The organism is Aquimarina brevivitae (assembly GCF_004216895.1).
In the GTDB taxonomy this organism is placed as follows: Bacteria; Bacteroidota; Bacteroidia; order Flavobacteriales; family Flavobacteriaceae; genus Aquimarina; species Aquimarina brevivitae.
Genome location: NZ_SGXE01000005.1, coordinates 94,940 through 118,800 on the forward strand (window position 1 = coordinate 94,940; position 23,861 = coordinate 118,800).

The 23,861-nt window shown below is 36.7% G+C and carries 22 protein-coding genes and 1 pseudogene; 13 read left to right on the forward strand and 10 right to left on the reverse strand.

Annotation, left to right across the window (positions count from 1 at the left end; translation table 11 throughout):
- The 3 genes and pseudogenes from EV197_RS14820 to EV197_RS14830 all read left to right on the forward strand — a co-directional run.
- Window positions 1-609, forward strand: a pseudogene (locus EV197_RS14820) (hypothetical protein); the annotation flags it as partial.
- Between the two features lie 10 nt (window positions 610-619).
- Entirely contained in the window at window positions 620-4,750 is a 4,131-nt protein-coding gene (locus tag EV197_RS14825; RefSeq protein WP_242610750.1) for a beta strand repeat-containing protein, read from the forward strand.
- A 403-nt stretch (window positions 4,751-5,153) separates the two neighbouring features.
- Window positions 5,154-6,314 (forward strand): T9SS type B sorting domain-containing protein, encoded by a 1,161-nt coding sequence (locus tag EV197_RS14830; protein ID WP_130287583.1) that lies wholly within the window; start codon window positions 5,154-5,156, stop codon window positions 6,312-6,314.
- A gap of 15 nt (window positions 6,315-6,329) precedes the next feature.
- On the opposite strand, the gene EV197_RS14835 is transcribed toward EV197_RS14830, so the two are convergent.
- A complete protein-coding gene (locus EV197_RS14835) occupies window positions 6,330-6,944 on the reverse strand; it encodes a matrixin family metalloprotease (RefSeq protein ID WP_130287584.1) in 615 nt (204 codons plus the stop codon).
- A 521-nt stretch (window positions 6,945-7,465) separates the two neighbouring features.
- On the opposite strand from EV197_RS14835, the gene EV197_RS14840 reads away from it, so the two are divergent.
- The 8 genes from EV197_RS14840 (at window position 7,466) to EV197_RS14875 (ending at window position 14,471) form a co-directional block, all read left to right on the forward strand.
- Entirely contained in the window at window positions 7,466-8,014 is a 549-nt protein-coding gene (locus EV197_RS14840) for a ClpP family protease (protein WP_130287585.1), read from the forward strand.
- Window positions 8,015-8,368: 354 nt separating this feature from the next.
- Complete coding sequence (locus tag EV197_RS14845; RefSeq protein WP_130287586.1) at window positions 8,369-9,109, forward strand: M15 family metallopeptidase; 741 nt, start codon at window positions 8,369-8,371, stop codon at window positions 9,107-9,109.
- Between the two features lie 55 nt (window positions 9,110-9,164).
- Window positions 9,165-9,644 carry a CAP domain-containing protein gene (locus EV197_RS14850; RefSeq protein ID WP_130287587.1) on the forward strand — a complete coding sequence of 160 codons (480 nt, stop codon included), beginning with the start codon at window positions 9,165-9,167 and terminating at the stop codon, window positions 9,642-9,644.
- A gap of 147 nt (window positions 9,645-9,791) precedes the next feature.
- Window positions 9,792-10,559 (forward strand): M48 family metalloprotease, encoded by a 768-nt coding sequence (locus EV197_RS14855; protein WP_130287588.1) that lies wholly within the window; start codon window positions 9,792-9,794, stop codon window positions 10,557-10,559.
- Between the two features lie 144 nt (window positions 10,560-10,703).
- Entirely contained in the window at window positions 10,704-12,227 is a 1,524-nt protein-coding gene (gene gpmI, locus EV197_RS14860; RefSeq protein WP_130287589.1) for a 2,3-bisphosphoglycerate-independent phosphoglycerate mutase, read from the forward strand.
- Window positions 12,228-12,241: 14 nt separating this feature from the next.
- The gene (locus EV197_RS14865) at window positions 12,242-12,808 is read left to right on the forward strand and encodes a thioredoxin family protein (protein ID WP_130287590.1); all 567 of its coding nucleotides are present in this window, start codon (window positions 12,242-12,244) and stop codon (window positions 12,806-12,808) included.
- Window positions 12,809-12,873: 65 nt separating this feature from the next.
- Window positions 12,874-13,692, forward strand: coding sequence for a type I methionyl aminopeptidase (gene map, locus EV197_RS14870; RefSeq protein ID WP_130287591.1), 819 nt, complete (start codon window positions 12,874-12,876; stop codon window positions 13,690-13,692).
- An 8-nt stretch (window positions 13,693-13,700) separates the two neighbouring features.
- Window positions 13,701-14,471 carry a class I SAM-dependent methyltransferase gene (locus tag EV197_RS14875; protein WP_130287592.1) on the forward strand — a complete coding sequence of 257 codons (771 nt, stop codon included), beginning with the start codon at window positions 13,701-13,703 and terminating at the stop codon, window positions 14,469-14,471.
- Here EV197_RS14875 and EV197_RS14880 read toward each other — a convergent pair.
- From EV197_RS14880 to EV197_RS14890, 3 genes are read right to left on the reverse strand one after another with little or no spacing between them, the layout of a single operon-like run.
- Window positions 14,468-15,472 (reverse strand): FAD:protein FMN transferase, encoded by a 1,005-nt coding sequence (locus EV197_RS14880; protein WP_130287593.1) that lies wholly within the window; start codon window positions 15,470-15,472, stop codon window positions 14,468-14,470. The genes EV197_RS14875 and EV197_RS14880 overlap by 4 nt on opposite strands.
- Before the next feature lie 9 nt (window positions 15,473-15,481).
- Window positions 15,482-15,859 carry a Na(+)-translocating NADH-quinone reductase subunit F gene (locus tag EV197_RS14885; RefSeq protein ID WP_130287594.1) on the reverse strand — a complete coding sequence of 126 codons (378 nt, stop codon included), beginning with the start codon at window positions 15,857-15,859 and terminating at the stop codon, window positions 15,482-15,484.
- A gap of 24 nt (window positions 15,860-15,883) precedes the next feature.
- On the reverse strand, window positions 15,884-16,753 hold the full coding sequence (locus EV197_RS14890; RefSeq protein ID WP_130287595.1) for a DUF4846 domain-containing protein: 870 nt from the start codon (window positions 16,751-16,753) through the stop codon (window positions 15,884-15,886).
- A gap of 170 nt (window positions 16,754-16,923) precedes the next feature.
- Here EV197_RS14890 and EV197_RS14895 point away from each other — a divergent pair, with 170 nt between their 5' ends.
- Together EV197_RS14895 and EV197_RS17300 are read left to right on the forward strand one after the other, a co-directional pair.
- The gene (locus tag EV197_RS14895; protein ID WP_130287596.1) at window positions 16,924-17,208 is read left to right on the forward strand and encodes a hypothetical protein; all 285 of its coding nucleotides are present in this window, start codon (window positions 16,924-16,926) and stop codon (window positions 17,206-17,208) included.
- The gene (locus EV197_RS17300) at window positions 17,183-17,602 is read left to right on the forward strand and encodes an omptin family outer membrane protease (protein ID WP_130287660.1); all 420 of its coding nucleotides are present in this window, start codon (window positions 17,183-17,185) and stop codon (window positions 17,600-17,602) included. The genes EV197_RS14895 and EV197_RS17300 overlap by 26 nt, the downstream gene beginning before the upstream one ends.
- Before the next feature lie 64 nt (window positions 17,603-17,666).
- Here the strand turns inward: EV197_RS17300 and nqrF are convergent, their stop codons facing one another.
- Genes nqrF through EV197_RS14930 form a run of 6 tightly spaced genes read right to left on the reverse strand, consistent with a single transcriptional unit; the run spans window position 17,667 to window position 23,806 of the window.
- Window positions 17,667-18,977 (reverse strand): NADH:ubiquinone reductase (Na(+)-transporting) subunit F, encoded by a 1,311-nt coding sequence (nqrF, locus tag EV197_RS14905; protein ID WP_130287597.1) that lies wholly within the window; start codon window positions 18,975-18,977, stop codon window positions 17,667-17,669.
- 1 nt (window position 18,978) lies between these two features.
- Complete coding sequence (nqrE, locus tag EV197_RS14910; protein ID WP_130287598.1) at window positions 18,979-19,698, reverse strand: NADH:ubiquinone reductase (Na(+)-transporting) subunit E; 720 nt, start codon at window positions 19,696-19,698, stop codon at window positions 18,979-18,981.
- Window positions 19,699-19,755: 57 nt separating this feature from the next.
- The gene (locus EV197_RS14915) at window positions 19,756-20,451 is read right to left on the reverse strand and encodes an NADH:ubiquinone reductase (Na(+)-transporting) subunit D (protein WP_130287599.1); all 696 of its coding nucleotides are present in this window, start codon (window positions 20,449-20,451) and stop codon (window positions 19,756-19,758) included.
- A gap of 6 nt (window positions 20,452-20,457) precedes the next feature.
- Window positions 20,458-21,210, reverse strand: coding sequence for a Na(+)-translocating NADH-quinone reductase subunit C (locus EV197_RS14920; protein ID WP_130287600.1), 753 nt, complete (start codon window positions 21,208-21,210; stop codon window positions 20,458-20,460).
- A 3-nt stretch (window positions 21,211-21,213) separates the two neighbouring features.
- The gene (locus EV197_RS14925) at window positions 21,214-22,449 is read right to left on the reverse strand and encodes an NADH:ubiquinone reductase (Na(+)-transporting) subunit B (RefSeq protein WP_130287601.1); all 1,236 of its coding nucleotides are present in this window, start codon (window positions 22,447-22,449) and stop codon (window positions 21,214-21,216) included.
- 4 nt (window positions 22,450-22,453) lie between these two features.
- Window positions 22,454-23,806 (reverse strand): Na(+)-translocating NADH-quinone reductase subunit A, encoded by a 1,353-nt coding sequence (locus tag EV197_RS14930; protein WP_130287602.1) that lies wholly within the window; start codon window positions 23,804-23,806, stop codon window positions 22,454-22,456.
- Window positions 23,807-23,861: the final 55 nt, after the last annotated feature.

A 23,861-nucleotide genomic window follows, 5' to 3' on the forward strand; every position in this document is an offset into this window, starting at 1 on the left:
GACAATACAGATGATCAGACCGTAGACCAGTTTGCTTTAGACAACACAACTAATCAGTTATCTATATCCTTAGAAAACGATGCAGTTGCTCCGCTTACGGTAGATTTATCAGCTTATCTGGATAACACCGACGAACAAAACACCTCAGAAGTTTTGGTTACTGGTAGTACAGATACCAATGGAGATACTGTGATTGACGAAAATGATACGATTACCCTTGATGTTGATGGAGACAGTGTGGTAGAAACGAACGTTCAACAAGCCTTAGAAGCTGTTGCTCCTATCACCTCTAAAGCGGCAAGAATTTTCTATCCGCCATCCATAGCTATTGATGCGTCGACAACGGGTACGAACAGGTCAGTCAATTTGTATAACGAATATCTAAATCAATTCTCATTAGCTAATGCAGCAACGTCCGCATCTAGTGCAGGTGCTCCAGGAGCGATACCCACTTATGCAGCCAATGAATTGTATTATTATGTAACCTATTATGATCCAACTGTATTTGCTAACGTAAGTATTGATGCCAGTGGAGTTATGACCTATGATATCATCGCCACTCCAGCGGATTACAATTCACTTATTAATGTAGTATTTGTAGTTAGATAAATTGGGCGATATGATAAAAAACACAAAACATATTCTGGGTACTATGCTACTCATAGCGCTTTGCGCTATGAGTGGGTATAGCCAGGACACTTTTAGAGATAATTTCAATACGGTTTCTTATAGTAATAATAACGGAACTCAAACTTTTTCTTCCAATTGGGTAGAAATTAATGAAACTACAAACCCAAATGGAGGTAATATTAGAATTGATCAGAATTGGCTGCGCTTTAGAGGTTTAAATGATCGTTCCATTAGCAGGGGACTCAATCTTTCTGCGTATAATTATGTAGTGTTAACTTTAGATTATGCAAGAACAAATGGGGATGAAATCTTGGACATACAACTTTGGAACAATAATACCAGTAGTTATGAAACAATAGCATCCACAGGTGCTGGTACTGGCTCTATAAGCTATATATTAAGCCCAGAATACATATCAACAAATTCAAGTATACAGATTGTAACAGGATCTGGTACTTGGAATAACCCAGAAACAGTGTACTTAGATAATATCACTTTTTCTGCGACAACTGATTATGTGATTAATGATGGGGTCACGGCTACCACCTGTGGAGGAGCATTCCTGGATACGGGTTTTGAATCTGGTAATTATCAAAACAACGAATCCATTACGTATACCATTTGTCCGGATACTCCAGGAACCTATATAGACCTTAACTTTACGTCTTTTGATGTAGAGACTTTTTATGATGGGCTATCCATTTATCAAGGTAACGACACTTCAACATTAATAGATCGCTATGATAATGGAAATATTCCTGGTCGAATTATTTCTAGTGACCCATCAGGATGTTTAACCTTTCAGTTTGCTTCAGATGGATCGGTTACTGGTTCGGGATGGGAAGCTGCTATTTCTTGTAACAATTCGATTATAACCATTAATGATATTTCGGTTAATGAAAGTGACGGAAGTGCCAATCTAACCGTAACTTACAACGGAGTATCTACAACTCCATTTAGCGTAGATTTTACGACAGCAGACAATACAGCTTTCGCAGCGGCCGATTACACCACCACTAACGGAACACTTAATTTTACTGGTACACCCTCAGAAACAAGAACTATAACGATTCCAATTATAAATGACACCTTTTTAGAAAGTGATGAAACCTTTTTTGTAAATCTTTCGAACCTATCGGGAAGTAGCACAACTATAGCTGATAACCAAGGAATTGTTACTATTAATGATGACCCTGGTGATACCCCGATTCCGGTAAACGAGCCTTTAACGCTTTTTGAACAGTTCAATGGTTATATAGATTATACCACCGCAGGAGGAACATTAAGAACTAGTTCCACCAATCCGTGTGCGATTACGACTACTTCATCCGCTAGTCTAACTGCCGCCATTCCCAATACGGCTACCATAGAAAAAGCCTATTTATTATGGTCACATTCTGGTGCAAACCCAGATAATGCAGTAACCTTTGAAGGACAAAGTGTGGTTGCAAACTGGATAAATGAAGCGACGGTTACCGTTGGTGGAGGATTGACTTTTTTTGGTATGGGTAGCGATGTAACAGATATTATAAATGCAATATCAGATCCTACTTCCAATGTTTTTGACTTTAGTGATCTAAACATTGATAATACCAATAACATCAATGATTATTGTACCACCTCTACGGTTTTAGGCGGATGGAGTTTGATGATTTTTTACTCGGATCCTTCCCTACCCGCCGCTAGTATCCGTATGTATCAAGGATTTGACCCACAGGCAGGTACTGCTTCATCGGGAGTTACTACTTCCTATACCTTAGATGGCTTTTTTGCTATTGGTGCAGCCGGAGCGAAAACTTCTGTACTCTCCTGGGAGGGTGATGAAGGATTGAATAATAGTGAATCACTAACCGTTACCACCGGTTCAGGAACTTTTTCCTTAGCTGGGGATGGAAACAACGATGGTTCATCGACTATCAATCCCTTTAACTCTACCATTTTTAATAACACCGCTACTCCGACGATAAATAATAGCAATGTATACGGTTTAGATTTTGACACCTATGATGTAGCTCCTTTTATCAGTACAGGAGACAACTCCTTAACCACTAATGTTGGGGTAGGTCAAGATTTAGTGATCCTTAATTCTGTTTTACTTAAAGTTCCCGGAAATTTAATTACAGGTACCGTTTTTGAAGATATTAATTATCCAGGTGGATCCGGAAGAGACCTTTCTACTTCTGCAGGAATTCCTATAGCCGGAGTGACCGTAGAATTATATGATAATACCAATACTCTTATAGAAACAACAACTACCGATACAGCAGGTCAATATTTATTCGGAGGTATGCCTAATGGAGATTACAATGTTCGAGTGGTGAATGGAACCGTAACATCTACCCGTGGTGGTGGTGCTTCGTGCTCCAATTGTATAGGAGTACAAACCTTTAGAGCAGCATATGTTGGGGGAAGTGTAACCGCAATAACTGATGAAGTTGGTGGTGCTACGCCATCCGCGGCAGACGTGGGCACTGGAACCTTTACTGGAGCGCAAAGCGTATCTCCCATTACGATAACCAATGATGGTGCAGTAGGTATTGACTTCGGATTTAACTTCAATACTATCGTAAACACTAACGCATCTGGTCAAGGGTCTTTAGAGCAATTTATCGTCAATGCCAACAACTTAGACCAAACCGGTCTGGATATTGAAGCGAATAGTATTTTTGACCCTGCCGCAGGTGAAGACGTATCTATCTTTATGATCCCAACCAGTAGTGACCCTCTTGGAAGAACTACGGATCCTAATTATAACGCAAGTGGCTATTTAGCCATCAATCAACCTAACGGAGATGAACTTTCTGTAATCACTGCTGACGGTACCCATATCGACGGAAGAACCCAAACCGCCTATAGCGGCGATACGAATAGCGGTACGATTGGCCAAGGCGGATCAAGTGTAGGGGTTGGCGGAACAACCTTACCCTCCTATAATTTACCAGAAATTCAACTATTTGGTGAACGTGGGGATGTGCTGCAGTTAGAAGGATCCAATACTGTTATTAGAGGTATTGCATTATATGCCGCTAATCGCACTGGTATACAGCAAAATGATGGTACAAATAATCTTATCATAGAAAATTTAATAGGTGTTGATGCTACAGGTAATGTAGGAGCCGTTCCATCCACCACCTATATCGATCAAGGAATCGAAGTGACCGACGGTAGTATTACCATAGATAGCAATTACATTGCCTCTAACTCGGACTATGGAGTTATTGTTGACGGTGGCACCAGTACGACCATACAAAATAATCATTTTATCAATAACGGATATAGAGCTTGTGAGTATAATGTATATCTATCGAATGGATCTGGTATCGTTATTCAGCAAAACCTTATTGAAAATTCAGAAGCTACTGGTATATTTGATGAAGTAGGTTATGTAACGATTGATGAAAACTCCATTACGGGATCAGGAGCTAATACCAATGGAGGATGTTCTGCACTAAGCGGCATACGATTAACAGAAAATAACACTGCTATAACAAACAACATCATATATGCTAATGCTGGAGCAGGTATAGTTTTAGAAGGAAATAATAAAAGTGGTAACCTGCTATCCCAAAACTCCATTTATGGTAATGGAACTACCACAGCTGCCCTTGGAATTGATTTAGCTAATGATGGAGTGACGTTGAACGATACCGGAGATGGAGACAATGGACCTAATGGCAGATTGAATTTCCCTGTATTTGAAGCTGTCACTGTTTCCGGTAACACCTTAAAACTTACAGGTTGGTCAAGACCTGGTGCTACCATAGAAATCTTTTTAACCGATATTAGTCAGGGTACCGCAACTGTAGGAGACAATCAATTAGGGCTAACCCAAGATTACGGCGAAGGACAAATCTTCTTAGGTACTGTGGTTGAGGGTAGTACAGATGACACCGACAATACCGTTTCTAACTATAATGATGCGGATGGAAACACAGACAATACGAATCGCTTTAATTTTAGTATTACCATACCTCCTTCTACGCTTTCTGTAGGAGATACGGTGACTGCAACGGCAACTATAGCTAATTCTACCTCAGAATTTGCTAATACCCACGCTATCGGGGCTGCTACAGTGATTACCAATAGAAAAATAACGTATAGAGTACGACCCGAGAACTAATTATAGTAAAGGATTAGATACGAAAGTTAAAAAAAGCTGGTGACTGAACTCACCAGCTTTTTTATGTTATTATTTGTAGTATTCCCTACAACAATTGTTGGTAAAAGCAAATGAGTGCGCTAAACAACTTACAATCAGTCCCTAAAATCGGTAAAATCAATAAATTTTAACTCTTAAAATTATGTTAATAGCGTTAATAAAATCTAAAATAGTGATATTTTTACAGCCTTAAACGTAAGAAAAAAGATAAGAATTCGACTGAATTTGTGTATTTCAACGATGCATAGATTCTCTTTATAGAAAAGTCAGAAAGTTTAATAGCATTTATAATTGTAATAGCTTTTTATTTAATACATTTACCCTCAGAGAATTACGGTTAAGCCGTAGTTAAGCCCCAAAACGTATGAAGAAATTATTACCCCTTTTTTTATTTGTATTCCCTTTTGCTGTGATTGCACAGCAAGCATTTCACAATTTCGGAAATATACAATTACACGACAATGCCCAAGTAGGATTCCACGCTGACATTATAAACGATGGCACACTTGATCAAAATGTCGGTTTTGCAGGACTATATAGCCAAGATAGATTAACTATATCCGGTACTAATGAGCCAAACTTCCACGATTTAGCGGTTCACGTAGAAAATGACCTATATTTAGAAGTAGGAGTTGGAATTACAAATTTTAAAGAATTTGGAAGAGGTCGTGTGATAACTCCAAGACAAAATCATGATATTGATCTTCATTATATAGAAGACACACCACATTTGGGTAGTGATGATGATAAATTCGTAGATGGTTACGCTACATATACAGGAGTATTAGATTTTACATTCCCTGTTGGAGACGACTTTAGATTACGTCCCGTAAAAATTGGAATTGAATCAGCATTTACACCGGTTAAAGCTGCTTACTTCTTTGAAGATCCTAATAGACCTACTCATTTTTCTACTAGTTTTGACACCTCACGTTTTGGTGCCTTATTATTTGGTGTAAGTCAGTTTGAATTTTGGGATGTAAATGGATCTTCAGCAATTAATGTTACCTTAACATGGGATGATAATAGTAACATACCAACTTTAGTTGATGATTTAGAAGATTTAAGAGTCGTTGGTTGGGATGATAATTTAAGACAATGGGTTAATTTAGGAAATACATCTTTTTCTGGTGATTTAAATAATGGTGAAATTACTTCTGATATTTTTGTACCTGATAATTATACGGTAATTACGTTTGGAACTTCTGATAATATCTTGGATGCAGATTTAGAAATTTTTACTGCAGTATCTCCTAATGGAGATGGTCTTAATGACTCTTTTACTATTCAAGGTTTAGCAAGATACCCAGAAAATGAGCTTTCCATATATAACCGCTGGGGAGTACTTGTATATAGCAGAGAGAACTATCACGAAGTACAGGGAACTTCCGAGGCATTTATTGGTATATCCGATGGTAGAGCAACAGTCGCTAAGGGTGAAATGTTACCTGTAGGTACTTATTTCTATGTTTTAAAACTTAAAGGGGAAAAAGACCGCTCCGGATATCTTTACATAAACCGATAACTAAACACAAGAGAATTAATCATTTAATTTATTAATACTTTTAATTTTTTGTTTCATTACGTGTACCTGATTGGTGGTAAAGCTTTTTCGTAAGTGTGGCTTTATGGTGCACATCAAGTTACCCTCTTCCATAGTATGACCTAATCCTAAAGTGTGCCCTATTTCGTGTGCTGTAGTACTTTCAAATACATGTTCGTCAGTAATTAATACACGTTGACCGTATCCCATACCCGCAATACCATATATATTCGCTCTTTTTATAACAAATACCGTAATACGACCCGGAGTATATAAGGTTTCGGTTTCGTTTAAGAACGTTTCTTGCTCCTCGTCTCTATTATCCGTAAAATCAGATAACTCCTCATTTTCCAATACAGATACATTACCTAAAGTAAATCCAATTTGATGTCTATGAAAATATTTTCCATTAAGATCAGCAATCAAACTCTGTTCGTTGAATTTGCCCGCCACATCATTGCTGTTTGGATTTTTAATATACACTATATCTATAGTCAGTTCAACATCCAACTTATCGCTAAAAACGGGTTCGATCGATAAAGGCTGATAATCATCCTCTGCTACGCAAGAAGATAAAAGTAAAACGGATAAAAGTAAAAATATAGTTCTCATATTGATTAGGTTTGTTCTTGTTTATTTACTTTAACATTTGATGTAAAATTGTCAACACCTACACTTGGTAGTTAAAATGTCAATTAGCGTTGTATATATTCATTTAAGAATAGCTACTTAAGCTTTGGGTGAAATATGAGAAGTAAAGTGAGAATTACTTATTTATGCTACTATGTTAATGAACGTTTCTTTATTAAGATAGAATAATAAAAGTGGGGTTTCGATCATTATTCTGGTACTAAATTACACATAAACAACCTTGCATATGTAAGGTTAAACCGTATTTTACTATGCACGCATAAGACAATAATTGCATTTTATCGATTTTATTTGCATTTCATCCTAATTTACTGGGTTTTACTGGGCTGTAAAAAGCAGTTTAAAAACCTATTAACTTTTCTTTAACTTTTAATTTAACATTTTTTAACATATTTTTTTAACCAAAATTTTGATAAATAATCGATACTTTTATGCCTTTACAACAAATTCCTAAAACCTTTAACATAATTTAAAAGATAAGTATGAAAGATAAAGCAGGTAAAGTACAAGATTTGATAGATAAAAAATTTTTAGAAGAGCGAAGTATCTTTCTTTGGGGACAAGTAGACGACAAAACTGCAAAGCACGTTGTAGACCGCTTAATGTATCTTGATATGCTTAATCACGAAGAAATCAAATTATATATTAACAGTCCTGGCGGATACGTAACTTCTGGATTTTCTATGTATGATACCATTAAAACTATAAAAAGTCCAGTTTCTACCATATGCACTGGCCTTGCCGCTTCTATGGGCTCTATTCTGCTTAGCGTGGGCGAAAAAGGAAAAAGATTCATTCAACCGCATGCCAAAGTAATGATTCACCAGCCTAGCGGTGGCGCAAGAGGTCAGGCTTCTAATATCGAAATCCAAGCTACCGAAATTTTAAAAACCAAAGAACTTAGCGCTAAAATACTCGCAGAAAATTGTGGCCAGGATTTTGAAAAAGTCATGAAAGATTTTAACCGGGACTATTGGATGGACGCCGAAGAATCAATTGCCTACGGCATCGTAGATGGTATTATTGAATAGGGACTAGTTATTTTATTTCTGTGATTACATATTATCGCCAGATAAAATAATTTTTTTCTTTATTGGTAGAATATTATCGTTATAGTTATAGAGCTTTCGTCTTATTGAATAGGTAGCGTGAGCTATCTTGGCATCCCGTTATTTGTCTTCCTATTGTTAGTCAGATAAATATCGTAACACTGCACTGCCACTGAGTTGTTAAGACGTGACTTGCAGCATACTTGTATATTTTTACATTACTATTTTAAAATTGATATTATTTATGTGCATGTTGTATGGATAAATGTGTAGTATTTGATACTTGCAATTGTCTTTTTATTCAACAGACAATTCTTGTCAGTTAATCAAAATGTTATGAATCGAAAAGATTTTATTACGCTAAATACGCTAGGACTAATAGGAGCTTCACTATTTCCCTTTACCCCTTTTACAGCATCCCAGGAATTCAGCTTAGCTGAATTGACAGGAAGAGGATCCAATAAAATAATTGGTGATACTTTTAAATTGCACAAAGAAGCTTATGAAGCGTTTAAAACGATGAAATCAGATGCTCAAAAAAGTGGAATACGTATCAAAGTAATATCAAGCTATAGAGATTACCAACATCAAAACAGGATCTGGACACGAAAATACAATCGATTTACGGGTCAGGGCTTATCGCCTAAAGAGAGTATCTATAAAATTATTGAATACTCAACCATACCCGGTACCTCAAGACACCATTGGGGTACAGATTTAGATATTGTAGATGGATCCAAACCCTTACCAAAAGACCCATTACTGGCAAAACATTTTGAAAAGAATGGTCCATATAATGACTTAAAGGTATGGATGAAAAACAATGGCGCCTCCTATGGCTTTCATTTAGTGTACACCGATGCTCCTAACCGTAAAGGTTTTAAGTACGAACCCTGGCATTTTTCCTATGCCCCACTAGCAATACCTATGCTACAGGCGTTTCAAAAAATCGATGTCGCCAAAGAACTACAAAAAATAAATCTAGTGGGTAGTAATCATTTTGACCAGGAGTTTATCAACCAGTATATCGCAGAAAACATTTTAGACATTAATCCATTTTTAATTAAAACCACATAGCCACATACTAAATACAGTCAAAAGATAGTTATCTATAGAACCCAAAATATATGATATGAACTATTCACTTAAACTTTTTCTGTTCGGTATACAATTTTTTTTGCTCTCCTCTTGCAACGAAGATGATAATAACACATCATTAATGAATCAACAAGTTGTTAATGAAACTGCGATTACGGTAGAAATATTAGATTTAATTAATGAACACAGAAACAGTATAGGACTTACTCCTCTGCAATCCAATACCACTGCCGTTGAATTGGCAATATCCCATTCGCAATATATGATCAACCAACAAGCTATAAGTCACGATAATTTTGATCAGCGAGCACAGGTATTACAAGACCAGCTGAATGCAACTGGATGGGCTGAAAATGTTGCCAGTAGATACGGCACGGCCGAAGGCGTAGTCAATGGATGGCTAAGCAGTCCCGGACACAAACGAAACATAGAAGGTAATTATACGCACACCGGTATCGCAGCAGTTAAAGACGCTAATGGCTATATTTACTACACACAACTGTTTTATCGCTAAATGGCGTAAATACCTAAAGTATTAAATTTAAATAATGAGTTTACGTAAAGTCCAATCGGTTTCTCCCCGTTTGGACTTTTTTTCACCAATAACTAAAGCTTAACTAAAAATAAAAAAATGTAAATTAGTTGCTCTACTAAATAACTGATGAAAAGAAGTGGCTTAAAATTACGGATACTAATTGGTGTGGCTATCATCGCTTTTGCATTCTTTAAAAAATGCACCAATAAAACCCATAACCCCTATACAGATCGCGTACAGAATATCGATATGACCAGCGAACAAGAAATTGCCATTGGCTTACAAAGTGCTCCTACTATGATGGAACAACACGGCGGATTACATCCGGATCAAAAGTTGCAAAATTATATTGATATGATAGGAAAAAAACTGGTAAACAACAGTATGGCCAGAGAAAGCCCGTACCAATATGATTTTCATTTACTAGCAGATGCTAATACAATAAATGCCTTTGCATTACCAGGAGGACAGATTTTTATCACCTATGCGCTACACTCCAAACTTACCAACGAAGATCAAATCGCCGGGGTTTTAGGTCACGAAATAGGTCACGTACTGGGGCGTCATTCCGCAGAGCGCATTGCAGAACACGAGTTTTGGAGTACAGTTGCCACGGGAGCCTCCGTGAGAGCAGATGCTGGTAACTTAGTCAGTTCAATTGGTCAAAACATACTTTTGGGTAATGGCCGTGAGGATGAACTTGAAAGTGATAAGCTTGGAGTTTTATTTATGATCAACGCTGGCTATAATCCTTATGAAATGATTGAAGTTATGCAGGTACTTAAGCAAGCAGCCGGTCCCAACCGAACTCCAGAATTTCAGAGCACCCATCCGGATCCCGAGAACAGAATAGAAAAAATTAAAGAAGCGATTAAAATGTATACAGCAAATTAGACCAAGTTTAGACCTCGTTATTAACTTATTGATCACCTTCGCAAAAGGTAGCTATTTTATCGAAACTATTTGTTCTACCCCTACCGAAATCGTATTTTGCATTAAAATTAAGTAACCAACCAAAAACTGTAAGCTAAAAACCACATGAACAAAAAAGTTATTTTAATGATTCTTGATGGTTGGGGTATGTCACCCGATCCCAAAGTCTCTGCGATAGATCAGGCAAACACTACTTTCATTGATAATTTATATACAAAATATCCCCACGCGACTTTAAGAACTGATGGGCTAAATGTAGGGCTACCCGAAGGACAAATGGGAAATAGTGAAGTAGGCCATATGAACCTAGGTGCAGGCCGAATCGTATATCAAGATTTGGCTAAAATTAATTTAGCGGTTGAAAAAAACCTCTTGAAAGAGGAAAAAGTACTAATTGAGGCTTTTGAATATGCTAAAAATAACAATAAGGATGTTCATTTATTAGGTTTGGTAAGTGATGGCGGGGTACACTCGCACATCAATCACCTTAAAGGCTTATTAGATACAGCGAACGCTTTTGACTTAAAAAACGTATTCGTACACGCATTTACTGACGGTAGAGATGTAGACCCTAAATCTGGTAAAAAACATATCCAAGATCTACAACAGCATATGGAGCTATCAACTGGTAAATTGGCTTCGATCATAGGCAGGTATTACGCCATGGATAGAGATAAACGTTGGGAACGAGTGAAACTAGCCTATGACCTAATCGTCAATGGAGATGGAGCAACCACCTCCAATGCTGTACAAGCCATTGAGAAAAGTTATGAAAACGGTATAACCGATGAATTCATAAAACCAATATTGATTACTGAAGATGGCAAATCACCAGTGGCTACCATTAAAGATGGAGACGTTGTACTGTTTTTTAACTTCAGAACTGATCGGGGAAGAGAACTTACTGAAATGTTATCACAATGGGACATGCACGAATACAACACCCATAAATTGGACTTGCATTATGTAACTATGACCAATTATGATGAAACCTTTAAGGGGATCCATGTGATCTACGATAAAGAAAATATCACAGAGACTTTAGGGGAAGTCTTATCTAAAGCCGGAAAAACTCAAATCCGAATAGCAGAAACTGAAAAATACCCACACGTTACTTTCTTTTTTTCAGGTGGCCAGGAAGAACCTTTTAAAGGCGAACATCGAATCCTAAGAAACTCACCGAAGGTAGCAACATATGACCTTAAACCCGAAATGAGCGCTTATGAGCTTAGAGATGCATTGCTTCCTGAATTGCAAAAAGGTGATGTGGATTTTATTTGCCTTAATTTTGCCAACGGAGATATGGTTGGTCATACTGGGGTAATGGAAGCAGCTATCAAAGCCTGTGAAGCTGTTGATGCGTGTGTAAAAGATGTCATCACTACAGGTCTTGAAAATGGGTATACGACACTACTCATTGCAGATCACGGTAATTGCGAAACGATGATTAACCCAGATGGAACACCAAATACTGCGCATACAACGAACCCTGTTCCCTTTATAATCATAGACAACGAACCTATACGAATAACAGATGGGGTGCTAGGTGACATTGCCCCAACAATTTTAGAACTTATGGGAATTGAAGCCCCAGAAGCCATGACGCAACAATCATTATTAAAATTATAACACGGTAAACTCAAATGAAAAAAATTGGTATTTGCATTATATTCGCAAGCTTAATAGCGTGTGGAAGTACATCTACAGCAACCGCCCCTGAAGCGAATAAAACCACGCCTACTAAAAAAAGTACTTCAACCAGTGAAAAACCTGATATGCTTGTTGGTAATCAAAATAGAGAAGCGTTTCTCCAAGAACCCTTTACAACTTGGTTTACACCTAATTATGATGAGTATAATCCAGAGGAAGAAGTGGTAAACAATCTTAAACCTTTACTGGGTGATGTGAAAATTAAAGCTTTTATGGGTACCTGGTGTGGAGACAGTAAACGAGAAACCCCAACCTTCTATAAAATATTAGACCAGGCGGATTTCGATTATACCAAATTAGATCTTGTAACAGTTGATCGTACTAAAACAACACCTGATGGCCTTGAAAAAGGATATGATATTCAACGTGTTCCTACATTCATCTTTTATAAAAATGGTGAAGAAATTGGACGGTATGTTGAATATGCAAGAGAAAGCTTAGAAAAAGACATGCTCGCTATTTTATCGGGTAAAGATTACAAACATTCATACGAAGATTAATAAAAGTATATAGTTTAGTAATTCTTTGTAAATTTGCCGTCTTGTAAATTAGAGCCATTCTACTTATGATCATAGTTAAAACCAGAGAAGAGATTGAATTAATGAGAGAGAGTGCCTTAATTGTTTCTAAAACATTAGGCATGATCGCAGGAGAGTTAAAACCTGGAGTTACCACACTTCAGTTAGACAAACTTGCTGAGGAGTTTATACGAGATAACGGAGCTATCCCAGGTTTTTTAGGCTTATACGGTTGCCCTTCTACCTTACTGACCAGTGTCAATGAGGCCGTTGTTCACGGACTACCCACAGACAAACCTTTAGAAGAAGGCGATATCGTGGCAGTGGATTGTGGCGCTATTCTTAATGATTTTTATGGAGATCACGCCTACACTTTTACCATTGGAGAAGTAAGTCCAGAAGTAGAAAAGCTACTAAGAATCACAAAAGAATCATTATATAAGGGTATAGAGCAGTTTAAAATAGGAAACCGAGTTGGAGACGTAGGATACGCTATTCAGCAATATACGGAAGCTGAGGGATATGGCGTAGTAAGAGAACTCGTAGGTCACGGTTTAGGTAAAAAACTACACGAAGACCCAGAAATGCCTAACTATGGCAAAAGAGGTCGTGGTAAAAAATTTATCGAAGGTATGACTGTTGCAATTGAACCTATGATTAACCTAGGAACCCATAGGGTGAAACAACTAAAAGACGGTTGGACTATAGTAACCGCAGATGGCAAGCCAAGTGCGCATTTTGAACACGATGTTGCCTTAGTAGACGGAAAACCTGAAATACTGTCTACCTTCAAATATGTGCATAAAGCTTTGGGTATCGAATCTGATGAAGAAGATCAATTTAGACAAAAACCGCTTTTAGTATAAACTTACGAATGAAGCGCCTCATAAAATTTTTTCTGAATAAAGTTCCTAGACCGCTATTGATAAGTGCTAGCTATGTAATTAAACCCTTACTACCCTTATTCCTTAAAGGGTCAAAATTTACAGATCCTATTGATGGTAAAAGTTTTTCAAAGTTTTTACCCTACGGTTATGTTAAGCAACGTGACAATGTATTATCTCCATCTACCTTTTCATTAGAAAGGCACCGGCTACTTTGGTTATATCTTAAAAAGGAAACTAGTTTTTTTTCCAAGCCAGCGAAAGTATTGCACTTTGCTCCTGAACAGGCATTTTTTAAGCGATTTAAAAAATTAAAACATTTAGACTATACCACCACAGACCTAAACTCTCCCTTAGCTGATATAAAAGCAGATATTTGTGATTTGCCTTTCAAAGAAAACAGCTTTGACATTATTTTATGTAATCATGTATTGGAGCACATACCGGATGATACTGCCGCTATGCGCGAGCTGTACCGGATACTAAAACCAGGTGGAATGGCCATACTACAAATCCCTCAAGATTTATCCAGAGCTACGACTTTTGAAGATGATTCGATTACCGATCCCAAAAAACGTACCGAGATATTTGGTCAATATGATCACGTAAGAGTATACGGTAGAGATTACTTCAACAAATTGCGTTCCATTGGGTTTCAAGTAGAAGAAGTAGACTATACAGCTACCTTAAGTCCTGAAGAAGTGTCCAAATACGCTTTAGCACAAGGCGAAATTATTCCTGTTTGTTATAAGCCTATCTAATTTTCCGGAAACCCATTAAATGATTCGGTTTGAAGCTCCTGATTATCATCTTCATAAATAAGGTATACCTTAAGTTCAGGATGAAGTAATAAGAAGTCTTTGGCATCCTTTAGCCCCATAGTCATCAATGCAGTAGCATAGGCATCAGCCTCCATACAAGTAGCCGTAATTACGGATACACTAAGTAAATTAGATTTATGAGGATAACCTGTTTTGGTATTAATAATATGGGCATATCTATTCCCTTCTTCATCTTGCTTAAATTTGCGATAACTACCGGAAGTGGCCATGGCATTATCTGTTAAAGAGATGACTTTACTGTACGATTGAGAACCATCAAAATTAGGATCCTCCACTCCTATCTTCCATGGTTTGTCTTTTACTTCGTTTTTACCTTTAACACGTATTTCGCCACCAATTTCAACTAAGAAATGTTCATAGCCTTTATTTTCTAAAAAATTAGCCATAACATCCACTGCATATCCCTTAGCCAAGGCATTAAAATCCAAAAACGTTTTTGGATCTTCTTTAAAGATCTTATTCTCTGCTAGGATCACCTTATCTAAACCAACTGTATTCAATAATTCAGTTATTCTTGTACTGTCTAAAGCAACTATTTTCCCTTCAGGGCCAAAATCCCAAGCATTTACCAAAACGCCGATAGTAGGATCAAAAGCTCCTTTGGTTTGCTTATGAATTCGTTTTGATGCCTCAAAAACCTTCTTAAAATGAGTGTCGACCACTACTGTAGTATCTCCTTTATTTATTTTTGATATATCCGATGTATTAATGTACGTAGACATCGAGTTGTTAATTACATCGACTATACTATCGTATGAGGCTTTTAAATCAAGTTTTTCTTTGGCTACGAATTGAATGGTATATCCCGTACCAAAAGCTTCTCCTTTGGTGTAATTTAATTGAAAGGTGTCATCTTTTTGTTTATTTTGACAACTCAGCGTAATACATAAAATACTTAGTAGAAAACTTATTTTCTTCATTGGTTATAGTTAGTTAAGAGAGAGCGTTATCGTTTGTAGCCCTGCATATTCTAATACATATTCTTGATTAAATAGTATGGGTTTGTTAGGATCTTCAGCATTTCGTAAACCAACACCTGCATAAAAAATCTTGGCATTATGTTGTGCAGCATGTTTTTTAAAACTTTCCATCCAGATGACATCATAATTATTAGGGTTATCGGGATATCCAACAGCTTTGACCAACACAAAATAACGCTGGTTACTTTTATCAATACAAACAAACTGAGGATGCTTACCGATCTGGCTATTAATGGCAATAAATTCAAAGCCTTTTTTTTCTAATTCCTCCCCTACTATATTCATCGCAAGGTTATGTAGTTCCTGTTTGTTAAGTATCCTTGTCATAGTACAAAGATATTATTTATGAAATTATTTAAACCGTATAAACACAGGTTTATCAAAATAATAGCTAGGAGTTATGACCGACTGCTGTTCTGAAAAGGAATACCAGGGAGACATTTCTTTATTGGAAGTGTTTTTAAGCAAACACACGCTCTGCGCAGGAGTATAGCCTTGTGCCATAACATATAAGTAATTTCCTGTTGAATCTTTAGCCTGATCTACGATCATATTAATATGTCCAGGAGTACCGGGGTCAACTAACATATCCCCTATTTTGAGATCAACTAGCTCAATTTTTTCGAGTTCATTGTATAAAGAAAGTGTACCTGCGTACGTATATACTAAATTGAGATACCGATAGAAATTGCGTTTAGAATGGTCTACTGGCTTTGTTTTATGAAAACTTACCTTATTGCCAGAGATTTTTGGACGAAAACCCGAAGCATAATCTAACCATTTACAATAATGACCTGATGTGAACTCAAAACCAATTTCATCCTTTCTACCTTCATTCCACAGATATTCAGCTCGAATACGTATCAAAGCATCGGCACATTGCTGTAATCCATTCGGTGGTACATCAATTTCTAAAACACCGACATGCCAATCTTGTGCTGCAAAAAGTTCATTTTTATAGGTATATATTTTAGCTCCAAAGTTTTTTAATGGGTAGTGCTGCAGATACTGCTGAAACGAAGAATCCGAAGGCTGCACTCTGTGGTAACCTGACGGTGGAAGTACACGGGTCATAATCGTATTCCCCGCTGGATTTAGTAAGGATGGTGTCTCTATTAACACCTGCTCCCGGGTACCTACCTGTGCATAATTAGTATCAGAACCTTTTCTTTTACACCCTAACACAATCAACAATCCTAAAACAACAATGCGACTTTTCATAAAGGCAATTTAAACAAATACGTTGCAACGAAACCGTTGTTGCAGAAGATGCCAAAAAACATGCCTAAATAATGAATTTGTGATTTCATTTACAAACAAGAGTGTTTCGCTGACTTTCCCTTCCACCAAATACTGGTATTAGAACGTATTAATTTTAAAAATTAAAACGTATGAAAAAATTTATTTTTACACTTACTCTATTTTGCACAATCGTTGTGTTATATGCACAAGAAGATGAAGCATTCGGTTTTCAGAAAGGGGATTTTATTATTTCAGGATCGATTAATTATCATACTAGCAATGCTAATTCAGAATATCTTAATGATGGTGAATTAAACCAGTATGAAAATAAATCCAATGACTTATCCTTGAATCCAGAAGTTAGTTACTTCATTAACAAAAATATAGCCCTTGGGCTAAGAACAGGTTATTTTTTATTCCAAGTACGAAGGTAACAATCGTGAGTATAAAAGAAAAGGAGATGGTTTTACCATAGGGCTTACAGGTAAATACTATGTAAATCCAACACATAAGTTATCCTTTTTCACAGAGATAGCAACAAGTTTTTATAAGTTTTATGGAAAAAAGCTATACTTCAATGATAACATCCTTAGTTCAAACTATAAGGAAAATAGCGAGGATATCGTTTTTAGTTTGAGACCAGGAATCAACTTATTTTTAAGCAAAAAATTTGCCATATCCTCGACCATTGGAAATATAGCTTACAGCACTTCTAAATCAAAAACAGAAAACTTGAACAATAATGAAATTTTAACTTCTAAAAAGAACGGACTTAGAGTATCCCTAAGTTTAGATCGTTTTTTCTTTGGTATTTTATACAGGATATAATACAAACAAAAGACCGATACGTGTTTTGTATCGGTCTTTATTCTTTTTTTGAATCAATCTTAGATTACCCTCCAAAATCGTCAAATCGTATATTCTCATCTGGGATTCCAAAATCCTCTCCCATTTTCTGAACTGCTTTGTTCATTAATGGTGGTCCACAGAAATATAGTTCTATATCCTCAGGAGCATCGTGTTTGCTCAAATAATTATCTATCACACAATTATGAACAAATCCTACAAAACCGTCTCCTTCTTTATCATCAAGGTCTTTCTTTACCTTCCAGTTATCTTCTTCTAAGGGTTCAGATAATGCTATATAAAAATTAAAATTATCGAAATCTTTCTCTAATTGTTGGAAATGATCTAAATAAAACAATTCTCTTTTAGAACGTCCACCATACCAATAGGTAACTTTACGACCTGTTTTTAAGGTCTTGAAAAGATGATATAAATGCGATCGCATTGGTGCCATACCAGCTCCACCACCTACGTATAACATCTCTGCATCAGATTCATTGATAAAGAATTCACCATAAGGTCCTGAGATCGTTACTTTATCACCTGGCTTTTGTGCAAAAATATAAGAAGAAGCTATCCCCGGATTTACATCCATCCATCCATTTTTGTTACGATCCCACGGCGGCGTAGCAATACGTACATTAAGCATAATATCTCTTCCTTCTGCTGGGTAAGAGGCCATAGAGTACGCTCTTTCCACAGTTTCTGTATTTTTCATTACTAGTGGCCAAAGATTAAACTTGTCCCACTCCATTTGAAACTTATCAGGAGTTTCGTGTTCCTCTGGGTGCGCTGTGATATCAATATCAGAATATTTTATCTCACACGGTGGAATTTCAATCTGAATATATCCCCCGGCTTTGTAATTCATATCTTCTGGGATACGTACCACAAATTCTTTAATAAACGAAGCTACGTTGTAATTACGAACAACCTCAGCTTCCCATTTTTTGATACCAAAGACCTCTTCTGGTATCTCAATGTTCATGTCCTGCTTTACTTTTACCTGACACGCTAATCGTGCACCGTGCTGTAATTCCTTTCTAGAAAAATGTGGTGTTTCGGTAGGAAGTGCTTCACCACCACCTTCTAATACGTGGCACTCGCACTGAATACAAGTTCCCCCTCCACCACAAGCAGATGGTAAGAATATCTTTTGGCTACCTAAAGTAGATAATAAGGATCCACCAGAAGGTACTTCTATTTCTTTTTCTCCATTGATCGTTATCTTAACCGGACCAGATGGTAGCAATTTATCTTTAGCAAATAATAAAATACCTACTAAAACAAGCGTTAACGCCAAAAATGCTACTATCGTTATGATAACGGTACCAATAGTTGATGCTAAAAATATCATATTATTTAAGTATTGAAACGTTAGTATTTTCTGCTACTTCTTTAGTAGCTTTTTCTTTAACTTCTACCTGTACGCTTTGCTGTTCTTTTTTCTCTTCTTCATCACCTCCTGTTAGCATACCTCCAAAACTCATAAATCCTATAGCCATAAGACCGGTAAGGATAAAAGTAATACCAAGTCCACGTAGTGGTGCTGGCACGGCAGAATATCTAATTTTTTCGCGAATAGCTGCAATGGCAAGAATAGCTAAAAACCATCCTATTCCAGAACCGATTCCATACACACCCGCTTCAGCTATGTTAGCAAACTCTTTTTGTTGCATAAATAACGAACCTCCAAGAATTGCACAGTTTACAGCGATTAATGGAAGGAAAATACCTAAAGAGTTATATAACGATGGAGAGAATTTTTCTACAACAATCTCTACCAATTGTACCATGGTAGCGATAGTGGCGATAAAAAGAATAAAGGTTAGGAAACTTAAGTTGTAATCTTCATATCCTTCTCCTAACCAGTATAATGCGCCTTCTTGTAACACATACTTATCCAACAAAAAGTTAATTGGCACCGTAATCGCTAATACGAATATCACGGCAGCTCCTAAACCAACCGCGGTAGATACCTTCTTCGATACAGCTAGATAAGAGCACATTCCTAAGAAGAATGCAAATACCATATTATCTATGAAGATCGATTTTAATAATAATTCAATATATCCCATAATTTCTTTATTTGATCATCCTTAACTCACGTTAAAGATCAATTTGGATTTAACCGATTAGTTATCTTCAATTAATTCTTTGTTTCTACTTCTTTGGATCCAGATAATAATACCTACAGTAATTAACGCCATTGGGGCTAATACCATAAAACCATTATTTTCATATCCATAGGCGTATAATCCCGTTTTTTCAATTGGATCTCCTAACACCTTTGCTCCAAATAACGTTCCTGAACCTAAAAGTTCTCTAAAGAATGCTACGATGATCAAAATAACACCATATCCTGCAGCATTACCTATACCGTCCAAAAATGATTTCCAAGGACCGTTTCCTAAAGCGAACGCCTCAAAACGTCCCATAATAATACAGTTGGTAATAATCAAACCAATGAATACCGACAGCTGCTTACTTAGTTCGTATGCGAATGCTTTTAACACCTGATCTACAATAATCACTAAGGCTGCTACCACTACCAATTGTACGATAATTCTAATCTTAGAAGGAATTATATTTCGCATTAAAGAGATAACCACGTTACCTACTCCTAATACAAATACAACCGATATTGCCATCACAATAGAAGGCTTTAATTGTGCTGTAATTGCAAGTGCTGAGCAAATTCCTAAAACCTGAATGGTAATTGGGTTATTATCCGTTAACGGATCCGTGATCAGTTTTCTGTTTTTCTTAGAAAATAAAGGCTCTCTAGGCTCTTTTACTTTTTCTTCTACTTTTTCTTGTACTTCTGCCATAGCGTATTATTTTATAGATTCAAAATAGGGCATATACATTTTAATACCTTTCTTCACCATCGCTGTAACACCATTACCTGTAATGGTTGCCCCAGCTAAAGCATCTACGGCATTATCTTCTTTACGTTCGTTTTTTGGGTCAGCATTACCTTTTTTTACCTCAACACCAACATAGTTACCATTTTCATCTAAAATGCTTTCTCCTATAAAGTCTTGTTCAAAGTAAGCTTCGGTAATATTAGCTCCTAAACCTGGTGTTTCACCTTTATGGTCAAAAAATGCTCCTGAAATGTATTTAAAATCAGATCCAAGTGAAATATATCCCCAGATGGCATCCCATAATCCATTTCCTCGCATCGGAACGATGTAATATTTTTTTCCTTCCTTTTCACCTACAAATAATGGCATTTTTCGCTCATACGTAGGATCATTCTTTATTTTATCGTTCTCTTTCTTTACGTCAATCTCAAATGCTTTAGTGGTTTTCTCAGCTGTACTGCCCATAACAATATACTGATTCTCGCCTACATATTGATTGAATAATTCATCCGCCTTCTCAGCAGGAACGAACTCATTAGGGTCATCCTGATCGGTTACTCCCATAGCAAACAAAATATTTTGTTGCTTTTCTGTTCTTTTATTCGCTTTAATATTCTTTTCTAAAGTTTTAGCAGTAAAGGCTAATAAAGAACCTACCACTGCTACCATCAAAACGGAGAATATTATTGTATAACTATTTTTATCTGTATTTAAAGCCATCTCTTAAGCAGTTTTAACCTTTAAACGTTTCATTCTTTTCTTTACATTGGCTTGAACAACGTAATGATCTATGGTTGGTGCAAACACGTTCATTAACAGAATCGCTAAGAAAACACCCTCTGGATAAGCAGGATTGAAAACTCTAATCATAATAGAGATAAATCCAATTAAAAATCCGTAGATCCATTTTCCTTTATTAGTTTGTGAGCCAGATACGGGATCCGTAGCCATAAACACTACACCAAAGGCTATACTACCAATAATTAAATGCTGCCAAAACGGAGTACTCATCAATCCATAAAACTTGCTGGTTTCTTCAATCCATCCTGCATCTACAATTCCATTAAAGATCAATCCCATTACAGCTGCTCCAGCAAAACCACTCAAAATAATTCTCCAACTAGCAATCTTTGTAAAAATCAAAAATGCAGCTCCAATAAGAATGAGCAGCTTAGAGGTTTCTCCTACAGAACCAGGAATAAAACCATAAAACGCTTCTGAGAATGTGTAAGCTACCTCTTGACCCTTAGCTGCAGTCTGTACTAAAATATCTTTGTTTTGCGCTAAACCTCCTAAAATGGTTTCCCCAGAAATCGCATCAGGTGTCCCAGCTCTTTCCACTGCTTCGTGCACCCATACTTTATCTCCAGACATCCAAGTAGGATAGGCAAAGAATAAAAAGGCTCTAATTGTCAATGCTGGATTAAGAATATTCATTCCTGTACCTCCAAAAACCTCTTTACCAATAACAACACCAAAAACAACCGCCACAGATAACATCCATAATGGAATATCAATAGGGACGATTAAAGGTACTAACATTCCGGTTACCAGATAACCTTCCTCAACTTCGTGTCCTTTGATCACTGCAAAAATAAACTCAACCGTTAAACCTACTACGTAAGACACAATTACTAGTGGTAAAACCGTAATAGCTCCTAACTGAAAATTTTGCCAGTTGATAAAGTCTCTAAACAATGAAAAATCCTCAGGAAAACCATTGATTGCAGCATAATGCTGATACCCTGCATTAAATATCCCGAAAATTAAACACGGTATTAAAGATATAATCACCGTATTCATTGTTCTTTTCAAATCATCCACCGCTCTAATATGAGCTCCAGAATGGGTAACTTCATTTGGCGTATATAAAAACGTATGGAATGCATTAAATGCAGGGGCCATCTTTTTGTCTTTATACTTCAGCTTTAATTCATGTAATTTTTTCTTTATTCCCATAGCATTAACCAATTTCTTTAATCATTAAGTCTAATCCGTCTCTAATAATCTTTTGATGAGGTTGTTTAGAAACACATACAAATTCCGTAAGCGCAAAGTCCTCTGGGGCAATTTCATACATTCCTAATTGTTCCATAGCATCGAGGTCTTGTACCAGGCAAGCTTTTAATAATTGCAATGGATAAATCTCAAAAGGAAATACTTCTTCATAATTACCAGTTACTACAAAGGCTCTATGCTCCCCATTCGTATTGGTATCCAGATCATATTTCTTATTAGGAAATAACCAAGAGAAGGTTAAAGCCCTGGAAGAAGATATCTTATTAAACACAGGTTTATTCCAACCAAAGAATTCATAATCATCTCCTTCAGGAATAACAGAAATCGTATTATGGTAGTATCCTAAATGACCATCAGGTTTAACATCTAAACCAGTTAGAACATCTCCGCTTATAACCCTTACATCATTATCTTTTAATCCTGAATCATAAACGATGGATGATACTTGCGCTCCGATTTTGGAAGTGTAATATTGTGGATTTTTTACACAAGAACCCGCTAAAGCCACGGTACGCTCAGCATTGAATTTACCCGTTAATAATAACTCTCCAATAATGATAAGTTCTTGTGGGTTTACAACCCATACCGTCTCTCCTTTATTGATTGGATCGATTTTAGCAATCTGTGCACTTACATTACCCGCAGGATGTGGTCCTGACACCGTATGTAAGGTAATGTTATTTAATGATGCTAATGGCGAATTGCTCTTTTTACCAACAGAAACATGTACAGCTCCATCTGTAAGCTTTGCCAACGCATCAATAGCTGTTTGCAACTCCTTTTCCTTGCCTGCCAATACATAATCCAAATCTGCCGCCAGTGGAGCAGTTGCATAACCAGAAATAAAAATAGCTTTTGGCGTAGTATCTGGTTGCGCTACAATATCGTATGGCCGTTGTTTGATAAAAGGCCAGCATCCTGATGCCAAAAGATGATTCTTTAATTCATCTCGCTCTAACGAAGCAACTTCCTTAGTGCCAAAGTCGTGATATTGTTGTTCTTTATCCGCTAGGATCTTAATCAACAAAATTTTTCGTTTGGCTCCTCTAACTATTTCCACAACCTCACCACTAACTGGTGAAGGAACTACTAATTTCTCATTAGCTTTGGAATGAAAGAGTGGTTGTCCGGCTTTTACCTCTGCGCCTTCTTTTGCAATAACTCTAGGTATGATACCGTGAAAGTCATCAGGCCTAATTGCGTAAACATTACTTTTTGTAGCAGTAGAAGTCTTTTTCTCAGCTTCACCCACCAGCTTAATGTCTAAGCCTCTTTTAATTCGAATGTCTTTTGACATATTGATTGTCTAATTAATTAACTAAAAAAATCGTGCAAATTTACTAATTAAAAAT